Annotated in this window: 8 protein-coding genes; 6 read left to right on the top strand and 2 right to left on the bottom strand. The window is 73.5% G+C overall.

Features of this window, described 5'->3' with window-relative positions; genetic code table 11:
* Positions 1-363: 363 nt before the first annotated feature.
* Positions 364-4,398, top strand: a complete 4,035-nt coding sequence (locus tag WMF19_RS13810; RefSeq protein ID WP_437899542.1) for a serine/threonine-protein kinase — start codon at positions 364-366, stop codon at positions 4,396-4,398.
* Between the two features lie 21 nt (positions 4,399-4,419).
* Here the strand turns inward: WMF19_RS13810 and WMF19_RS13805 are convergent, their stop codons facing one another.
* Entirely contained in the window at positions 4,420-7,584 is a 3,165-nt protein-coding gene (locus WMF19_RS13805) for a PQQ-dependent sugar dehydrogenase (RefSeq protein WP_437899541.1), read from the bottom strand.
* Between the two features lie 525 nt (positions 7,585-8,109).
* Between WMF19_RS13805 and WMF19_RS13800 the strand changes: the two genes are divergently transcribed.
* The 3 genes from WMF19_RS13800 to WMF19_RS13790 are packed head-to-tail and all read left to right on the top strand — an operon-like array spanning position 8,110 to position 11,469.
* Positions 8,110-8,634 (top strand): hypothetical protein, encoded by a 525-nt coding sequence (locus WMF19_RS13800; protein ID WP_044964684.1) that lies wholly within the window; start codon positions 8,110-8,112, stop codon positions 8,632-8,634.
* Positions 8,615-8,992 carry a hypothetical protein gene (locus WMF19_RS13795; RefSeq protein WP_437329061.1) on the top strand — a complete coding sequence of 126 codons (378 nt, stop codon included), beginning with the start codon at positions 8,615-8,617 and terminating at the stop codon, positions 8,990-8,992. The genes WMF19_RS13800 and WMF19_RS13795 overlap by 20 nt, the downstream gene beginning before the upstream one ends.
* Before the next feature lie 17 nt (positions 8,993-9,009).
* Positions 9,010-11,469, top strand: a complete 2,460-nt coding sequence (locus tag WMF19_RS13790; RefSeq protein WP_437899540.1) for a SpoIIE family protein phosphatase — start codon at positions 9,010-9,012, stop codon at positions 11,467-11,469.
* A gap of 19 nt (positions 11,470-11,488) precedes the next feature.
* On the opposite strand, the gene WMF19_RS13785 is transcribed toward WMF19_RS13790, so the two are convergent.
* Positions 11,489-13,657, bottom strand: coding sequence for a serine/threonine protein kinase (locus tag WMF19_RS13785; RefSeq protein WP_437899539.1), 2,169 nt, complete (start codon positions 13,655-13,657; stop codon positions 11,489-11,491).
* A gap of 186 nt (positions 13,658-13,843) precedes the next feature.
* Between WMF19_RS13785 and WMF19_RS13780 the strand changes: the two genes are divergently transcribed.
* Together WMF19_RS13780 and WMF19_RS13775 are read left to right on the top strand one after the other, a co-directional pair.
* Positions 13,844-14,764 carry an SIMPL domain-containing protein gene (locus WMF19_RS13780; protein WP_437899538.1) on the top strand — a complete coding sequence of 307 codons (921 nt, stop codon included), beginning with the start codon at positions 13,844-13,846 and terminating at the stop codon, positions 14,762-14,764.
* 148 nt (positions 14,765-14,912) lie between these two features.
* Positions 14,913-15,611 (top strand): hypothetical protein, encoded by a 699-nt coding sequence (locus WMF19_RS13775; RefSeq protein ID WP_437899537.1) that lies wholly within the window; start codon positions 14,913-14,915, stop codon positions 15,609-15,611.
* Positions 15,612-15,656: the final 45 nt, after the last annotated feature.

Below are 15,656 nucleotides of genomic sequence, written 5' to 3'. Positions count from 1 at the left end.
TCCACGTCTCCGAAGGTGGGTGTTCGACGGAGGTTCACCCCCCGCCGTTCGCGCGCCCGGCTTCTCGGAGGACAAGAGCCGCGGTCCCTCCCACGGAGCGCGACGGGGGCCGCCGCTGTCCTCCTGTGTCGACACGACGCCCACGATGTCGCGGGTGACCGAGAAGACCGAGAAGACCGAGAAGACCGAGAAGACCGAGCACGCACTTTCGCTATGGGCATAAGGCGGTGTGGCGCAATGCGGTTTTCCTGCTCGTGACAACCCCGATAACCGGTAATATCGGTCACGGATCGCGCCGGGCCCCACCCGAGGTCATCCGAGGTCTTCTTGCCGCGTTGCCCTTCCTGCCATCGCCGACTCGCAGTGCTCACCTCCTGCCCGACGGACGGAGCCACGGCGCCGTCCCGCCCAGCGCCGGTCGATCTCGGCGCCGAGACGCCGCCGTCCGTCGCGGGTTTCCTCGTCGGCCCGCCGCTCGCGGCGGGCGCCTTCTCGGTCATCTGGGCCGCGACGCGCGCGGAGGACGGCGCCCCCGCCGTGCTCAAGGTCAGCAGGGCCCACTCGCTGCTCGCGCGCGAGCGGTTCCGCAGCGAGGCGTGGGCGCTCGAGCAGCTCGGTCCCCCGGCCTCGCCTCGCCTCCTCCAGAACGGCGTGCTCGAGGACGGCCGCGCGTACATCGCGATGGAGCGGCTCCGCGGCGAGACGCTGGCGGCCCGCCTCGAGGGCCTGCCCGCCGCGCCCGACCTGCGCTCCGCCCTCGACGTCGCGCTCGGCGTGCTGAGCTGCCTCCAGGTGGTGCACGAGCGCGGCCTGGTCCACCTGGATCTCGCGCCCGAGAACGTCTTCCTCGATCCCGACGGCGGCGTGCGGCTCCTCGACTTCGGCCTCACGCAGCGCGAGCGCGGCGTCGTCTGCCACCCGGCGGACAGCGCGCTCACCACGCTGGGCGCCATGCTCGGGGCGCCCGAGGCCGCGTCGCCCGAGGGGCTCCGGGGCGAGCCGCTCGACGCGCGCGCGGACCTCTACGCCTTCGGCGCGCTCCTCTTCGAGCTGCTCACGCTGCACCCTCCGTTCGCGGGCGATCGCGCGAACGTCGCGCAGGGGCACCTCGGCCGGCTCCCCCCGAGGCCGAGCGAGATCGCCCCGGTCCCTCCTTCCATCGAGGCCCTCGTCCTCGCCTGCCTCGCCAAGGAGCGCGCGCTCCGCCCGGCCGACGCCGCGGGCCTGCGGGCCGCGCTCGCGTCGGCGGGCGCCGAGGCGCTCGCCCTGGCCGGCGGCGCCGCCGGGGCCGCGGCGACCGCGGGAGACGACGTCGCCACGGGCTCCACGGACCGGCACGACACGGTGGTGCTCGCCCTGGAGGCCCGCGGCGCCGAGGCCGAGGTCCGCGCCGCCGTGGCCCGCCACGACGGGCACCTCGCGCGGCAGCGCGGCTACCGCTTCGTCGCGATCTTCCCCGGCCCGAAAGAGGCGGCCGCGGAGCGCGCGCTCCTCGCGGGGCGGGAGATCGTCGCTTCGGTCGGCGCGCCCCTCGCGATCCACATCGCGCCGTTGAAGCTCCGCCGCGACGCCGAGAGCGTGCACGCCGCCGGGATCGCCGTGGAGCGGCCCGAGTCGTGGCTCCCCGCGGATTCGTGGCGGGGCATCGCGCTCAGCGCCGAGCTCGTCACAGCGCATCCCGGGTTCGACGTCGTCGCGGCGAGCGAGGACGGCCGCTACTTCTTCGCCCCGGACGGGCCCCCGCCCTCGGGCCATCGCGGCGCCGCGCGCGCCGCGCCGCCGCTCGTCGGGCGCGGCGACGCCCAGGGCGCCGTCGAGGAGAGCCGCGAGCGCGCGCTCGCGGGCCTGGGGCCCGGCCTCTGCGCGCTGATCGGCGAGCGCGGCGTCGGCAAGTCGCGGCTCGCCGAGGAGATCGCCGAGAGCAGCCGCCGCGCGCACCCGGGCGCGCTCGTGATCTCGCTGCGCGCCGAGCCGGAGCTCGGCGCGCGCCCCGGGGGCGGCTTCGGCCGGACCGCGGCCGCCTTGCTCGCCGAGGTGCTCGGCGCGAGGGACGGCGCCCCCGCGGCGCCCGACGACGCGCGCGCGTTCTGCGTCGAGCGGCTGGGAGAGCCGCTCGGCGGCGAGGTGTGGCCCGCCGTGGCCGCGATCCTCGGCTGGACGGGCGGCTCCGCAGGCCGGCCGCCGCCGCGCCGCGGGAGCGTGATCCGGGCGCTCGCGGAGGCGCTCCGCCGCCGGGCGATGGAGCGGCCCGTCGTCGTGATCGTCGACGACGCGCACCTCGCCGACGGCGCCACGCTCGACGCGCTCGACCTCGCGGCGCGGCGCGAGGCGTCGGTCGCGCTCTGGGTGCTGCTCGCCGGCGCGCCGGCGCGCTGCTCGCCGACGCCGCGGCGCCACGCGCTGAGCGCCCGCGGCCACGCGCGCGATCACGTCGCGCTCCCGCCGCTCGACGACGCCGCCGGGCTCCTGCTCTGCGCGGAGCTCCTCCGGCCCGCGGAGCCTCCGCCGAGCGCGACGCTCCGGCGCATCTGCGCGTGGGCCGGCTACAACCCCCGCGGCCTCGTGGAGCTCACGCGGGCGATCAAGCGGGCGGGCCTCGTGCGGCTGCGGGCGAGATCGAGCGGCCACCAGCTCGCGACCGCCGAGCTGGAGAGGCTCCCGCCGTCGCCCGCGTGGCAGTGGTTCGCCGCGCGGCAGATCGAGGCGCTCCCGCCGGAGCTCGCCGCCTGCGCGAGGCTCTGCGCGGTGCTCGGCTTCGAGGTCTCGGAGGACGTGGCGGCGAGCGTGCAACGCGCGTTCGAACGCGAGGGCGAGCGCGAGGGCGCGGCGGCGTACGTCGACCACGTCGACGTCCCGAGCGCCCTGCGCGCGCTGGTGGCGCGGGGGCTCCTCGTGCCCCGCGGCGCGCACGACGCCGCGCCGCGCGAGGGCGCCCTGTGCGGCGACGCCAGCTACGCCTTCCGGAGCGCGCTCTTGCAGGAGGCCATCTACGCGCTGCTCCCGGAGGAGGAGCGCGCGGCGATGCACCGGCACGCGCTCGCCGTCTGGGAGCTCAGGGCCGAGGCCCGGCCGAGGGCGCCGGAGCTGCTCGAGCCGATCGCGCGCCACGCCGCGGCCGCCGGGGCGCGCGCGCGCGCGGCGCACGCGTACCTGCTCCTCGGCGATCTCCAGCGCGACCGGCACAACAACGCGGTGGCAGAGGGCCACTACGCGTCCGCGCTCCTCTGGGCCGACGGCGACGATCAGCGCCAGCGGTACCTCGCGCTCCTCGGCCGCGCGCGCGTGCGCTACCGCGTCCTGCGCACCGGCGAGGCGCTCGACGATCTCCGCTCCGCGGGGGCGCTGGCCCGGACGATGAAGGACCCGCGGATGATCGCGGAGGCGCTGCTCGAGGAGGCGACCGCGCTCGACTGGGCCGGCTCCTGGGAGGAGTCGGCGGCGCGCGTCGAGGAGGTGATCCCGCTGCTCGACGTCCGCGAGGGCCGCGCCGACGCCGCGCTCGCCGCGCGCTTCGAGGTCGCGGCAGGCCGCTCGGCGTTCCGCAAGGGCAACCTGGACGACGCGCTCGAGCGGCTCACGCAGGGCGTTGAGCGCGTCCGCGAGGCCGAGCACGACACGCACGTGACGGGGCTCACGCTGCTGGCCTGCGTGCTCGCGCGGTCCGGCCAGCTCGAGGAGGCGGAGCGGCGCTTCGAAGACGCCGTGCGCAGCTGCGAGGAGCGCGGCGACCGGGGCCACCTCTGCGCGGCGCTCGTCCGCCGCGCGGAGCTCTGGCCGGCGCTCGACGCCCCGGATCGCGCGATGGCGGATCTCCGGCGCGCGGTCCAGCTGGCCCGCGAGGAGGCGAGCGCCCTGGCGGAGCGCGACGCGACGATCAAGCTCGCGGAGCTGCTCTACCTCTGGGGGCACGAGGACGAGGCGCTGCCCCTGGTGCGGCATGCGCGCTCGCTCGACGAGCAGCTCAAGGACAAGCCGGCTTACAGGAGCGCGCTCCTGCTCGCGCGGATCCATGCGATGCGCGACGAGCACGCGGACGCGAGCCGGCAGCTCCGGTGGCTGAGGGCGCAGGGGACGGTCGCGGATCTGCCGCCGTACGCCCAGGCCCTCCTCGGCGTCATGCAGCTCGCCGTGAAGGACCCGAGGTCCGGCATGGAGAGCCCGCGCACGCGGGCGACGGTGCGCGAGGAGGGGGAGCCGCCCGGCGAGCTGGGCGGCGGCCTCAGCGCCGATCAGCGGGTCGAGCTCCTCTACTGGCGGGCGCGCGCCCTGCTCGACGCCGGCCGCCCCGAGGATCTGGCACTGCTCCTCGCGCGCACCGCGCCGCTCCTCGCCGAGAGCCGGGCCTGGCGCCCGCGCTTCGCGAAGCTCCGGGCGGGCGACGGGCAGCTCGCGGGGTAGCGCCGCTGGGGCGCGGGGCCTTCACCTCGGATCGACGCGGAACACCTCGCCGGTCAGCATGACGACATAGAGCTCGCCGGCGGCGTCCTCGCCGAACGAGGCCGCGGGCAGGCGCGACTCGAGGTCCGCCGTGATCTCGACGTGATCCCGCACCCGCGAGCCGTCCCACCGCAGCGTCCAGAAGCGGTGCGTCCCGTAGTCGCCGTAAACGTACCTTCCCCGGAGGCACGGAATCGCCGAGCCGCGGTAGACGTAGCCGCCCGTGATCGAGCCGCCCTCCCCGCTCGAGTGGCTGTGCTCCACGGCGGGCGCGACGCCGACGCGGGAGCACCCGGCGGCGACGCAGTGGTCGCCCTCCATCGCCGGCCACCCGTAATTGCGCCGCCCGGTGCGCGCGGGCTCGATGTCGAGCTCTTCCCAGGCGTTCTGTCCCACGTCGGCGATGTAGAGATCCCCGGTGCTCCTGTCGAAGCTGATGCGCCATGGATTGCGCAGGCCATAGTCCCAGACGAGCGGGTTCACGGCCGCGCCCGAGAGGTTACCTGACGGGCCGAGCCCGGTGTCCACGTCGATCCGCAGGATCTTGCCGAGCGGAGACGAGAGATCCTTGGCCGGAGAGGCCGAATACGGCGTGACAGCCGAGTCGCCCACGGACGCGTAGAGGTAGCCGTCGGGGCCGAACGCGAGCGTGCCGCCCACGTGGTTCCAGCCGCCGTGATTCGCGTCAAGGAGCTTCCGGACAGGCACGCTCCCCGCCGACGTGTCCGCGACATCGGGGTTCGAGGCCGAGCGGCGAAACTCGGCGATCGTGACGTTGCCCCTGGGCGCGGCGGTGTAGAAGAGCCAGAACCTGCCGTTGCTCGCGTAGCCCGGGTGAAACGCCATCCCGAGCAGCCCGCCTTCCGCGGTCGGGCTGGGCGCGCACACGAGCGGGTTCGCGCTCGCCGGCCGCGCCGGCGGGCACGAGGCGCCGCCCCGGAGTTCGAGGAACGGGGTGGACCGGAGGACACCGTCCTTGATCAGGCGGACGATGCCGTCCTTTTCGAGGACGAACATCCTCGATCGGTCGCCCGGCGGGCTGGCGAGGAAGACGGGTGTCGCCAGGCCGGCCGCGACCTGCGTGAGCTTCAGGCGCGGCACCCCGGCGCACGCGGCGCCGGAGCCGCTGCTGGCGCCGGCGCCGCTGCTGGCACCGGAGCCGCTGCCGGCGCCGGAGCCGCTGCTGGCGCCGGAGCCGCTGCCGGCGCCGGAGCCGCCGCTGCTGGCGCCCGAGCCGCCGCCAGAGCCGCTGCCGGAGCTCGCGCTCGTGCTGCTGACGCCGACGCTCGCGCCGCCGGAGCCGCCGCCGCTCCCTGCCCCGGGCGGCGGCCCGAGGCCCTCGATCCAGGAGCGGACAGCCGCGAGGCCCGCCGCGTCGGCGGCGTCCGACGCGATCGGGGGCATCTGGGCCCTGGAGCCGCGGTTCTCCATCCGGCGCACGACGGCGCTCGACTCGGGATCTCCCGGCGTGATCCGGTAGAGCGCGCCGGGCTCCCAGAAGCTGGGCGTCACGCGCACGCCGGTCGTGTATGTATCGGTGCTCTCCACCGTGGTGTTCGCCGCGAGGAGGCGTGTCCGCAGGGTCGCGACGCCCGTGCTGTTGTGGCAATTGCCGCAGTTCGCATGGAGATAGCCGAGCGCGGCGGCCGCCCGGGCGTCGCCCGGCGGGCGCACCCCTCTCCGCATCGGGACGGTGAGCCACCCGGCGTCGCTCAGGGACGCGATCGTCTCGCCCGGTCCATCGTGGCTCAGCTGCAGCGCGCTGAAGCCGAGGACGCGCTCCGGGAGCTTGCCGTGGCACTCCCAGCAGTCCGCGGTCCGGGGGATGTCGTGCGCGGTCCCGCGCGCGTCCTCGACGCCCTCCTCGACGAGGAACGCGTCGTTCCTCGCAGGCTCCCACGCGTACGCGGCGAACAGCCAGTCATCGATGCCCGGCCCGAACCGGTGGATGAACCGCGTCTCCACGGCCACGCCCTCCGCGCGGAACTCCTTCCAGAAGCGCGCGCCGATCGGCAGCGACCAGTGATCCATGTCGCTCGTGTCGACGGTGGAGCAGGGCGGCAGGTACACGAAGCGCCGCTTCGCCGCCCCGTCCGACCAGAGCTCGTAAGCAGGACGAAACTCGCGCGTGCCCGCCGCCCGCGATCGCGTCGTGATGTCGGCGTAGAGCCCGGTCTCGGAGAGCCGCGCGGGCGGCAGCGGATCGGGCGGCAGCGCGGCCCCGTCGGCGCACGGATCATCCCCCGCCGCGCTCGACGCGCCGGTCGAGGTCGACGCGGCGGTCGAGGTCGACGCGGCGGCGCTCGACACGGCGGCGCTCAACGCGGCGGCGCTCGACACGGCGGCGCTCGACGTGCCGACCGTCGCGCCCGTGCAGGGAGCGCAGCGCGGCCCTCCGCAGTCGAGGCCCACCTCGAGGCCGTTCATCACCCCGTCCGAGCAGGTCACGTAACAGACGTCGAGCCTGGGGCGCTCCTGCGTGCTGCCGATCTCGCTGCTCCTCAGGTAGGTCGTGTGGGCGCGCTCCTCATCGCCCTCGGCGAGCAGCACGCCGTCGTTCCGCGCCGTCCCGAGCGCCCACGACTGCACGAGCGCCGACACGTCCGCCGCCCGAGCGCCGACGCCCGCCTCGGCCGCGATGGTCGCCGCGCTCTCGCGTTCAAAGCCGCTGTCCCCGATGCTCGACCAGGTGACGGTGCGCTCGTCCCACGGGATCGTGACGCGGTGTACGCTCACAGCGCTGCTCTCCACCGCGTACGTCTGATGGAAGACCAGCGAGGCAGAGAGGACCGTCGCGCCGACCGGCACGGGAGAGAGCCCGAAGTACACGATAGACCGGCGGCGGCCGGCGCCCGCGGCCCACCCCGTCGAGAGGTTCGGAGATGCGGAGTCGTTCCACCCCGGAGCGTTTTGCCACAGTGTCGCATCGCTCACCGTGCCAAGAGTTCCACGCTGGATGGTGACGCACACCGCACCATCGCTCGAGAGCGCTGCTGGGGCCGCTCCGAGCGCCGCCGAATCGCCCTCTTCGACACCGTGACTCGCGCCGGGCTCGCCCTCCGTCCCGGGCGCGGTGCTGCAGCCGATCGCCGCCACGGCGGCGCCGGCCAGGACGCCGCGCATCGCGAGAAAAGGGAGGCCCGTCATCGCCGCCAAGCGACGTCGGCGGCGGCGCGACAGCCCGAGTGGCCAGGGCGGCCCGAGCGAAAAGCGTCGTTGTTTCATACAGCAATACCCTCCTTGCAGGGTCGCCCGGCGGGATCTTTACCTCAGGTGAAGGCGTATGTGCGCGAGGCGCGCGGTGGCCGCACCGGATCCATGGACACACCTGGGCACCGATGGACGCCACGTTCGTCATCAACGAGCATGCCACTCCGCCGCGGACAACGCGTCGCGTTATGCCCTGGAGCAAAGGGCGTCGCCGCGCGAAGTGCGAAGCGCATCACATTCCGAGGTGAGAAGCGCGTCCCATCGGAAGCTCCATAGCGATGGCGATGGCGATGGCGGAGCTCGCTCCGGGCGCCCTCTCTGTTCCGCGCTCGCCCTCACGCTCTCACGGGAACCACGAGAGCCACGGGAGCCACGGGAGCCACGGGAGCCACGGGAAGAAGCCGCGCCGCCCGCGGAACTAGTGGTTGGATCCTGCGCCAGGGCGGCGTAACATAACAGATTGTGTCATCCCCCGAACCGACGCAGAGCGCCTCGCTATTCCTCTGCATCACCTTCTTTCCGAGCGAGCGCCTGGCGACGGCGGTGCTGCGGCTGGTGTCCAGCTTCTGCGGCGCCGTGCTGGACGACGCGAATGTGAGCTCGCGGTTCTACATGGCCGCGCACGAGCTCGCCGAGAACATCACGAAATACTCCACCGGCCCTCGCGTCAGCCTCGAGCTCGCGCTGGAGGAGGACGAGAGGTCGCACATCATGAAGATCCGCGCGCGCAACGAGGCGTCGCCGGAGCGGCTGCGAGAGGTCGAGAAGCGGCTGCTCGACCTGAAGACGGCGAGCGACCCGCTGAAGCACTACGACGACCTCATCACGGAGACAGCGATGGTCGAGGGCGTCTCCGGCCTGGGCCTCGCGCGCGTCCGCGCCGAGGGAGGGCTCGACGTCGACTACAAGATCGAGGGCAACGAGCTCACGATCATCGCGCACGCGCCGCTCGAGCGGTGGAGGATGAATGGACAGCCTAAGGGTTGATCGCGTCACCACGGACAGCTTCGGCATCGAGCCGGCGCTGCTCGGCGATCGCCTGAGTATCAAGCTCACCGGGACGGGCGACATGGCGGCGGCCGCGCCGCTCGGCGCCTATTGCAAGGAGGTCCAGCACGAGGTGCGGCGCCTCTCGCTCGCAGCCGTGGAGTTCGACATACGCGCGCTGTACTTCCTGAACTCGAGCTGCCTGAAGGCGTTCATCGCCTTCATCGCCGGCGTCACCGGCGAGGGCCCCAGGTGCAAGGTTCGGTTCGTCACGGACGCGAGGCTCGGGTGGCAGCGGCGGAGCCTGGCGGCCCTGGAGCGCATGTCCCCCGGCCTCGTCTCCATCCACGACAAGTGAACGGGGAGCGATAGATCATGGCGGCGAAGCGCCACACGATCGCCCTCCTGACCGACTATCTTTGCGGCGAGTACCAGTCCGAGGCGCGCTTCGGGGTCGAGCGCGCGGCCGAGGCGCACGACGTCAACCTCATCGTGGCCTTCGGCGAGACGCGCGCCCGCCAGGGCTACACGCTGGACGCCCGGGGCGGGATCTATTCGCTCATCGGCGCGACGACGGTCGATGGGGCGGTGATCATGTCGTCGGCGCTCACCAACTACGTCGGCTCCGAGGGAGCGCACGAGTTCTGCCGAGCGTTCGCGCCCTTGCCCGTGTGCAGCGTGGGGCTCGCGCTGGACGGCATCCCGAGCGTCATCGTCGACAACGCGGTCGGGGGGGAGGCGGCGGTCGCGCACGTGCTCGACGATCACGCGTGCAAGCGCGTCGCCTACATCAGCGGGCCGGCCAACAACGAGGAGGCGAAGCTGCGCGCCGGGGCGTACCGGAGGGCCCTCGAGGCGCGCGCGCTCCCCTATGACGAGCGCCTCTTCGTGTACGGCGATTTTCTGATCGACGGCGGCCGCCGCGCGATGCGCGAGCTCCTCGGGCGCAGGGTCGAGTTCGATGCCGTCGTCGCCGGCAACGACAACATGGCCCTCGGCGCGATGGACACGCTGAAGGCGCACGGCGTCGACATCCCTGGCGACGTCCTCGTGTGCGGGTTCGACGACGTCGCCGTCTCGCGCGTCACCAGGCCGTCGTTGACGACCGTCCGCCATCCGATCAAGGAGCTCGGGGCGCTCGCCGTCGAGACGGTCGTGCGCCAGCTCCGCGGCGAGCGTGTGCCGGAGTGCAGCCTCCTTCCCGTCGAGCTCACGCGGCGCGAGTCGTGCGGCTGCGGCTACTATTCTGCCCTCCCGCGCCCGACCGGGGCGCCTCCGCGCCGCGAGCCGCCCTCCGTCGCCGCGCAGCAGGAGCCCCTGGAGCGCGCGCTCGCGCGGTGCGTGACCGTCCCGGCGGCGTCGCTTCAGGCCTGGCCCCGAGAGCTGCTGTCGGCGCTCGAGGAGGAGCTGACAGGGCGGGAGGACCGCTTCCTGACGGCGCTCCAGGACGTCCTCGACGCGGCGGCGCGCGAGGGCGTCGCCCTCGACCAGTTCCAGGGCGCGATCACGCTGCTCCGCGCGAAGATCGGCCGGGCGCCCGGCCGCGCCTCCGACGACCGCCTCGAGCGGCTCTGGCACACGTGCCGCGTCCTGATCAGCAACGCCTCCGTGCGCGCCGAGGGCGAGAAGCGGCTGTATCTGGAGCGCGCGTCGGTCAACCTCAGCTGGACCGGCATGTTCTTCTCGACCTGCCTGGGCATGCCCACCCTCCGGCGCACGCTCGCGGCGGAGCTGCCGAAGCTGGATCTCACGCACGTCGCCATATCGCTCTTCGACGACCCCCAGCGCGCCACCTTGCAGTCGCTCTTTCTGATGGAGAACAGCCGCGAGGTGGAGCCGCCGCCCGGGACCTTCGCGTCCGCGTGCCTCGCGCCGCCCGGATTCCTGAGCTCGTCGGAGCGCTGGAGCGTCGTCGCGATGCCGCTCACGTTCGGGGAGACGGAGCACTACGGCATCGCGCTCGTCAACAGCGGCGCGAACGAGACGGTCTACGACGCGGTGCGCCTCCAGATCGGCTCCGCGATGAAGGCGGTGTCGATGCACCGGGAGATCGTCCGGCACGTGGAGATCCGCGAGCGGCTGGAGCAGGAGAGGGTCGACCAGGAGACCCTCGTCGCGAAGCACATCCAGACCACGCTCGTCCCGGCGCACCTCGTGGTGGACGGGCTCGAGCTCTCCGCGATGATGCGGCCGGCCGCGGAGGTCGGCGGCGACTACTACGACGTGCTCCCGACGCGGGATGGCGGGTGGCTCGGGATCGGCGACGTCGCGGGGCACGGGCTCGTGGCGGGCCTCGTCATGTTGATGATCCAGAGCATGGTCGCGGCCATGACGCGCAGGGATCCGAGCGCCCGCCCGAGCGAGGTCGTCTCGGCGCTCAACCGGGCGATCTACGACAACATCCGCGACCGGCTGAAGCGCGACGAGCACGCGACCCTGCTGCTGCTGCGCTACGAGCGCGGCGGGCGGGTGACGTTCGCGGGCGCGCACGACGACATCATCGTGTGCCGCGCGAGGACGCGGAGGAGCGAGTGCATCCCGAGCTCCGGCGTGTGGGTCGGCGTCCTGCCGTCCATCGACGCGATGACCAGGGACGCCGAGCTCCTCCTCGAGGACGGCGACCTGCTCGTGCTCTACAGCGACGGGGTGACGGAGGCGCGCAACGCGCACCGGGAGCAGTTCGGGCTCTCGCGGCTCTGCTCCACCGTCGAAGCCGCCCAGGACACGCCTGTCGACGACATCCGCGACCGGATCCTGCGGGAGGTCGACGGCTGGTGCCCGAGCCCGGACGACGACATCACGCTCGTCGTGGCCAGGTACCGCGCGCCGCGGTGATGGCGGCTCGCCGGGCTCGTCAGCCCGTGACGCGGCCCTCGATGATCCCGCCGTCCGCGGTGATGGCGACGACCACCTCGCCGTCGACGAACAGCGACACGACCGGGCCGACCCACGCGTCGTTCTCCCAGACGCACTCCCACACCCCCGCCATGGGCGGGATGCCGCCGCGCCGCACCCAGATGCGCCCCGCGCTGCCGGCCCAGGCGCGCCCCTCCGCGTCGATCGTCGCGGCCGACAGGGCGCGCCGCGGCTCGATGTTCTCCGTGAAGACGCTCTGCCCGTACCGCCAGACGACGCTCCCCTCCGCGCCGACGGCGATGCCCACGCCGAGATCGGGCCGCCCGGCGCACGCGACGAACGCCCGCGCGGGCGGCGCCGGGATGCGCTCCAGGTGCCAGTCGAGCGGCGCGTAGAGCGCGACGAGCCCCTCGCCCTTGCTCGACCGGCCGACGACCAGCCACCGCTCGTCCTCTACGCGCGCGACCGCGGCGAGGAGCGCGACGCCGTCGGCCGGCATCGGCCGCAGCCAGCGCTTGGCGATGAACGCGTGGAGGAGCGGCCGCGGATCGTTCGGGGTCGTCGAGACGAGGATGCCCATGTCCTCGAGGTCGCCGCTCAGCGCGACGTGGCTCTGCGGCTCTCCCGGCAGCTGGAAGACGCCCGTCACGCCGCCCGTCGTGTACACAGCGAGCGTCGAGGCGTCGCCGCCGATCAGCCACCGGCCGGGCCCGATCCGGTGCACGAAGCGCACGCCCTGCGGGCTCGGGAGTCCGCCGGACGACGCCTCGCTCCAGCTCGTCCCGTTCCAGAAGAGCAGCCCCCCCGTGGCCGCGGCGAGGCACCGGCCGTAGCCGTCCCAGGCCACGCTCCGGATGACCGAATCGAGGCTCGGGTGGTGGAGCACGCTCCACGTCCAGCGCTCGACGATCGCCGACAGGCGCGGCGCGGGCTCCCGCGAGGCGCGCGGGGGCACAGTGATGATCTCGGCCTCGAGCGGGCGGTCCTGGCTCGGGCGCTCGGCGGCCTTGGCGTTTCGCGGCGACAGCAGCGTCTGGCCGAGCTCCCCCTTGAGCACCACCGGCGCCTTCAGGTGCGTGGACGGGACGGTCATCGGACCGACCTCCTCGGCGGCGCGCACGCGCTGCTCGCCGGCGCTCGCCACGATCCGCTGCTCCAGCGCGGAGATCGGCGAGGCGGGGCGGAGGTACGGCGAGAGCATCGCGGCCACGGCCACCGCCTCCTGGAGGCGCTCCTGCGCCTCGCCGGTGGACGCCCAGCGGAGCGCGAAGTCGATCGACTTGCACGCCTGCTCGTTGGCGCGCAGCGCGGGGTGGAGCCACCGCGTCTCGACGATGCTCCGGCGCGCGCGCGCCATGGCGGCCATGAGCGCCTGCGCCTGCGACTCCGCGATGATGTACTCCTCGCCCGTGAGCAGGAAGAAGATGACGGACGCGAGGTTGAAGATGTCGGTCCACGGGCCGATCGTGCTCGGATCCGCGGACAGCATCTCCGGCGGCGCGACCCCGGCGTTGCCGACGACGCCGGCCATGATCGTCTCGCGGATGCCGCGCGGCCGCGCCATGCCGAAGTCGCTGATCTTGAACAGCTCGTCGTCGCCGGAGCCGCAGCAGAGGATGCTCTCCGGCGTGAGCTGCCGATGGACGACGCCGACGTCGTGCACCGCCGACAGCCCGCTCGTGATGCACTCGATGGCGCGCGTCGCGCGCGCAGGATCGAACGCGTGGCCCGTGGCCTGGATGGTCCCCTGCACCCGCTGCCGGAGCGTCACGCCCTGCACGCCGCCGTGCACGTACTCGATGGTGATCCAGGGGAGATTGAGCGCCTTCGTGCCGCGGCGGACCTCGAACGTGCCGGTGTCGATGAGCCGGACCACGAAGGGGGTCGGAGGGACCTGCTCGTTGAGGCGGCCGAGGGACACCGCCTCTTTCTTCACGATGACGGCCGCTGACGGACCCATCTGCCTGAAGAGCGACGGCCGGAGGATCTTGACGACCACGGGCGTCTCGCCTTCGGGCGCGGTGCGGACCGCGTAGAACGAGACGAACATCGCCCCGGCCCCGGCGCGCGACACGATGCGGTAGCCGATGCTTGACGAGAGGTCGCTGGCGATCGTGGCACCCTGCAGACCTCCGAGGGCCTCTTCATCGCTGGGTATTGTGAGCACGTGAACGACCATAGCGCACCCGGCGCGGCGTGGAACAACTTGCCGAGGGGGAGCAACGCCCCCGCCTCGGGCATCGCCGGAGCGCCTCGGGGAGCGGCCCGTCGGTCTGCTCGCGGCGGCGAGCGCGCGGGCGCCGAAGCGCGCGCCCCCCTGTAAGCCGCCGTGGGCGGCGCGCGTTGCACGGGCATGAAGAACCAGCGCTCCCTGTCCCGCACGTGCCTCGCCGGGCTCCTGCTCTCGGTCACACCGCTCCTCGCCGCGTGCGCGGCGCAGGCGTCGCCGCCCCTGGCCAACGCTCCCGAGGTCAACACCATCACGGTCGTCGGCCGCGGCGACGTCAGCGCGAGGCCTGACGTCGCCCGGGCCCAGATGGGCATCGAGGTGATAGCGCCGACGGTGCACGAGGCGACGAGGATGGCCGCGGCCCGCATGACCGAGATCCTCGGCGCGCTCAAGAACGCCGGCCTGGCCGAGAAGGACATCCAGACCAGCAACTACTCCATCCAGCTCGTGCGGCAGTCCGACGTGCCGCCCTGGATGGCCATGGGCTACGCGCCGCCCGCGCCCGCGCCCGCGCCCGCGCCCGCGCAGGCGGCGCCGGCCGCGGCGCCCGCGGGGCGCGGACCGAAGCCGACGCCGACGCCCGCGCCGAAGCCGCCGCCCGCCGACCTGGCGCCGGCAGCGCCGCCTCCGCCGACGCATTTCTATCAGGTGAGCAACACGGTGATGGTCGTGATCCGCAAGCTCGATCAGGTCGGGGCGGTGCTCGACGCGGCCGTGGCCGCCGGCGCGAACAACGTCTGGGGCGTCTCGTTCGGCCTCGACGAGACCGACCCGCTCGAGGCGCGCGCGCGGGAGAAGGCGATCGCGGACGCGCGGGCTCGCGCCGAGGCGCTCGCCAGGCTCCAGGGCGTCTCGCTCGGCCACGTCGTCTCGATCAGCGAGGTCGTCGAGCACGGCCCGATCTACGCCCCCCGCCCCATGGCCGCCTCCGGCGGGTACTCCGCGGACATCGGCACGCCCGTGTCGTCCGGCGAGGTCCCGTTCGGCACGCAGGTGAAGGTCGTCTACGCGCTGGAGAGCGCGCCGGCGACCCCGCGCAAGTGACCTCGCGGCGCGCGTGGCGGGGCCGCATGGGCCCCGCCCTGCGCGGCGGCCGCCAGATTCCAGCTAGATCAACCGCACATCGCCCCAGCAGGTAGAGTCCCAGAATCCAGCACGGCCCCAACCCCATCGGTCCCTGCACAGCGCCACCATGATCGCTCCGTCCCGCCCTTTCCTTCGCCGCGCCGCCGTCCTCGCGGCGCGCTCGCGCTGCCCCGCCGCGCTCGTTCGCTCGCTCGCGGCGGCAGCGCTCGCCGTCTCGACCACGGGCTGCCTCGTGATCTCGCCGCCGTCGTACGAGCATCCCGAGCAGACCGCGCCCGTGCTCACGGCGGTCTTTCCTCCCCCGCACAGGCCCATCCACATCACTCCGGAGGACAAATCCAACGACAAACCCAAGGAGTTCGTCGCGACGGTGCTGTCCGAGGACAACGGTGATCCCGTGCAGATCGCCCTGTACGTCGACTATGGGAGCCGCACATCGGAAGACTACCCGTACCCATATCGGAGGTTCGCGGGATCGCCCTCGTTTCCGGCCGGGACCATCGCCGACGGACAGCGTCTCATCACGGCCAAGTTGAACTTCGGCCTCGTGACTCTCCCGAACGACGGAGCGGCGCCGGGGCGCGAGTGTCATACGGTCACCATGGTGGCAACACACGCCTTGAACGCGAACAAGTGCAATTGTCCGGACGACCCGGGCGACATGGGCTCGCTCACCTGGCAGATCATCGACTGCGACCCGAGCGAGCCGACATGCCCCACGTCGTGCCCTCCGCTGGATTGCGAGACCATCCCGTGCCTCTTCTGCGATGATCCCTCGCTCGAGGATCGCTGCGCGAACCTCTGACGCCGCGGGGCCGCCGCGCTCCACGCGGGGCCGCGCGCTCGAGGG

It is taken from the genome of Sorangium sp. So ce124, assembly GCF_051525235.1.
In the GTDB taxonomy this organism is placed as follows: Bacteria; Myxococcota_A; Polyangia; order Polyangiales; family Polyangiaceae; genus Sorangium; species Sorangium atrum.
The sequence above is the reverse complement of the archived record's forward strand: the minus strand, read 5'-3'. Positions and strand labels throughout refer to the sequence as shown.

What these genes read in the sequence shown, in the direction of transcription:
- WMF19_RS13805 (WP_437899541.1), bottom strand. Translation starts at nt 7,584, where the DNA reads ATGACGGGCCTCCCTTTTCTCGCGATGCGCGGCGTCCTGGCCGGCGCC.
- WMF19_RS13795 (WP_437329061.1), top strand. Translation starts at nt 8,615, where the DNA reads ATGGACAGCCTAAGGGTTGATCGCGTCACCACGGACAGCTTCGGCATC.
- WMF19_RS13790 (WP_437899540.1), top strand. Translation starts at nt 9,010, where the DNA reads ATGGCGGCGAAGCGCCACACGATCGCCCTCCTGACCGACTATCTTTGC.
- WMF19_RS13780 (WP_437899538.1), top strand. Translation starts at nt 13,844, where the DNA reads ATGAAGAACCAGCGCTCCCTGTCCCGCACGTGCCTCGCCGGGCTCCTG.
- WMF19_RS13775 (WP_437899537.1), top strand. Translation starts at nt 14,913, where the DNA reads ATGATCGCTCCGTCCCGCCCTTTCCTTCGCCGCGCCGCCGTCCTCGCG.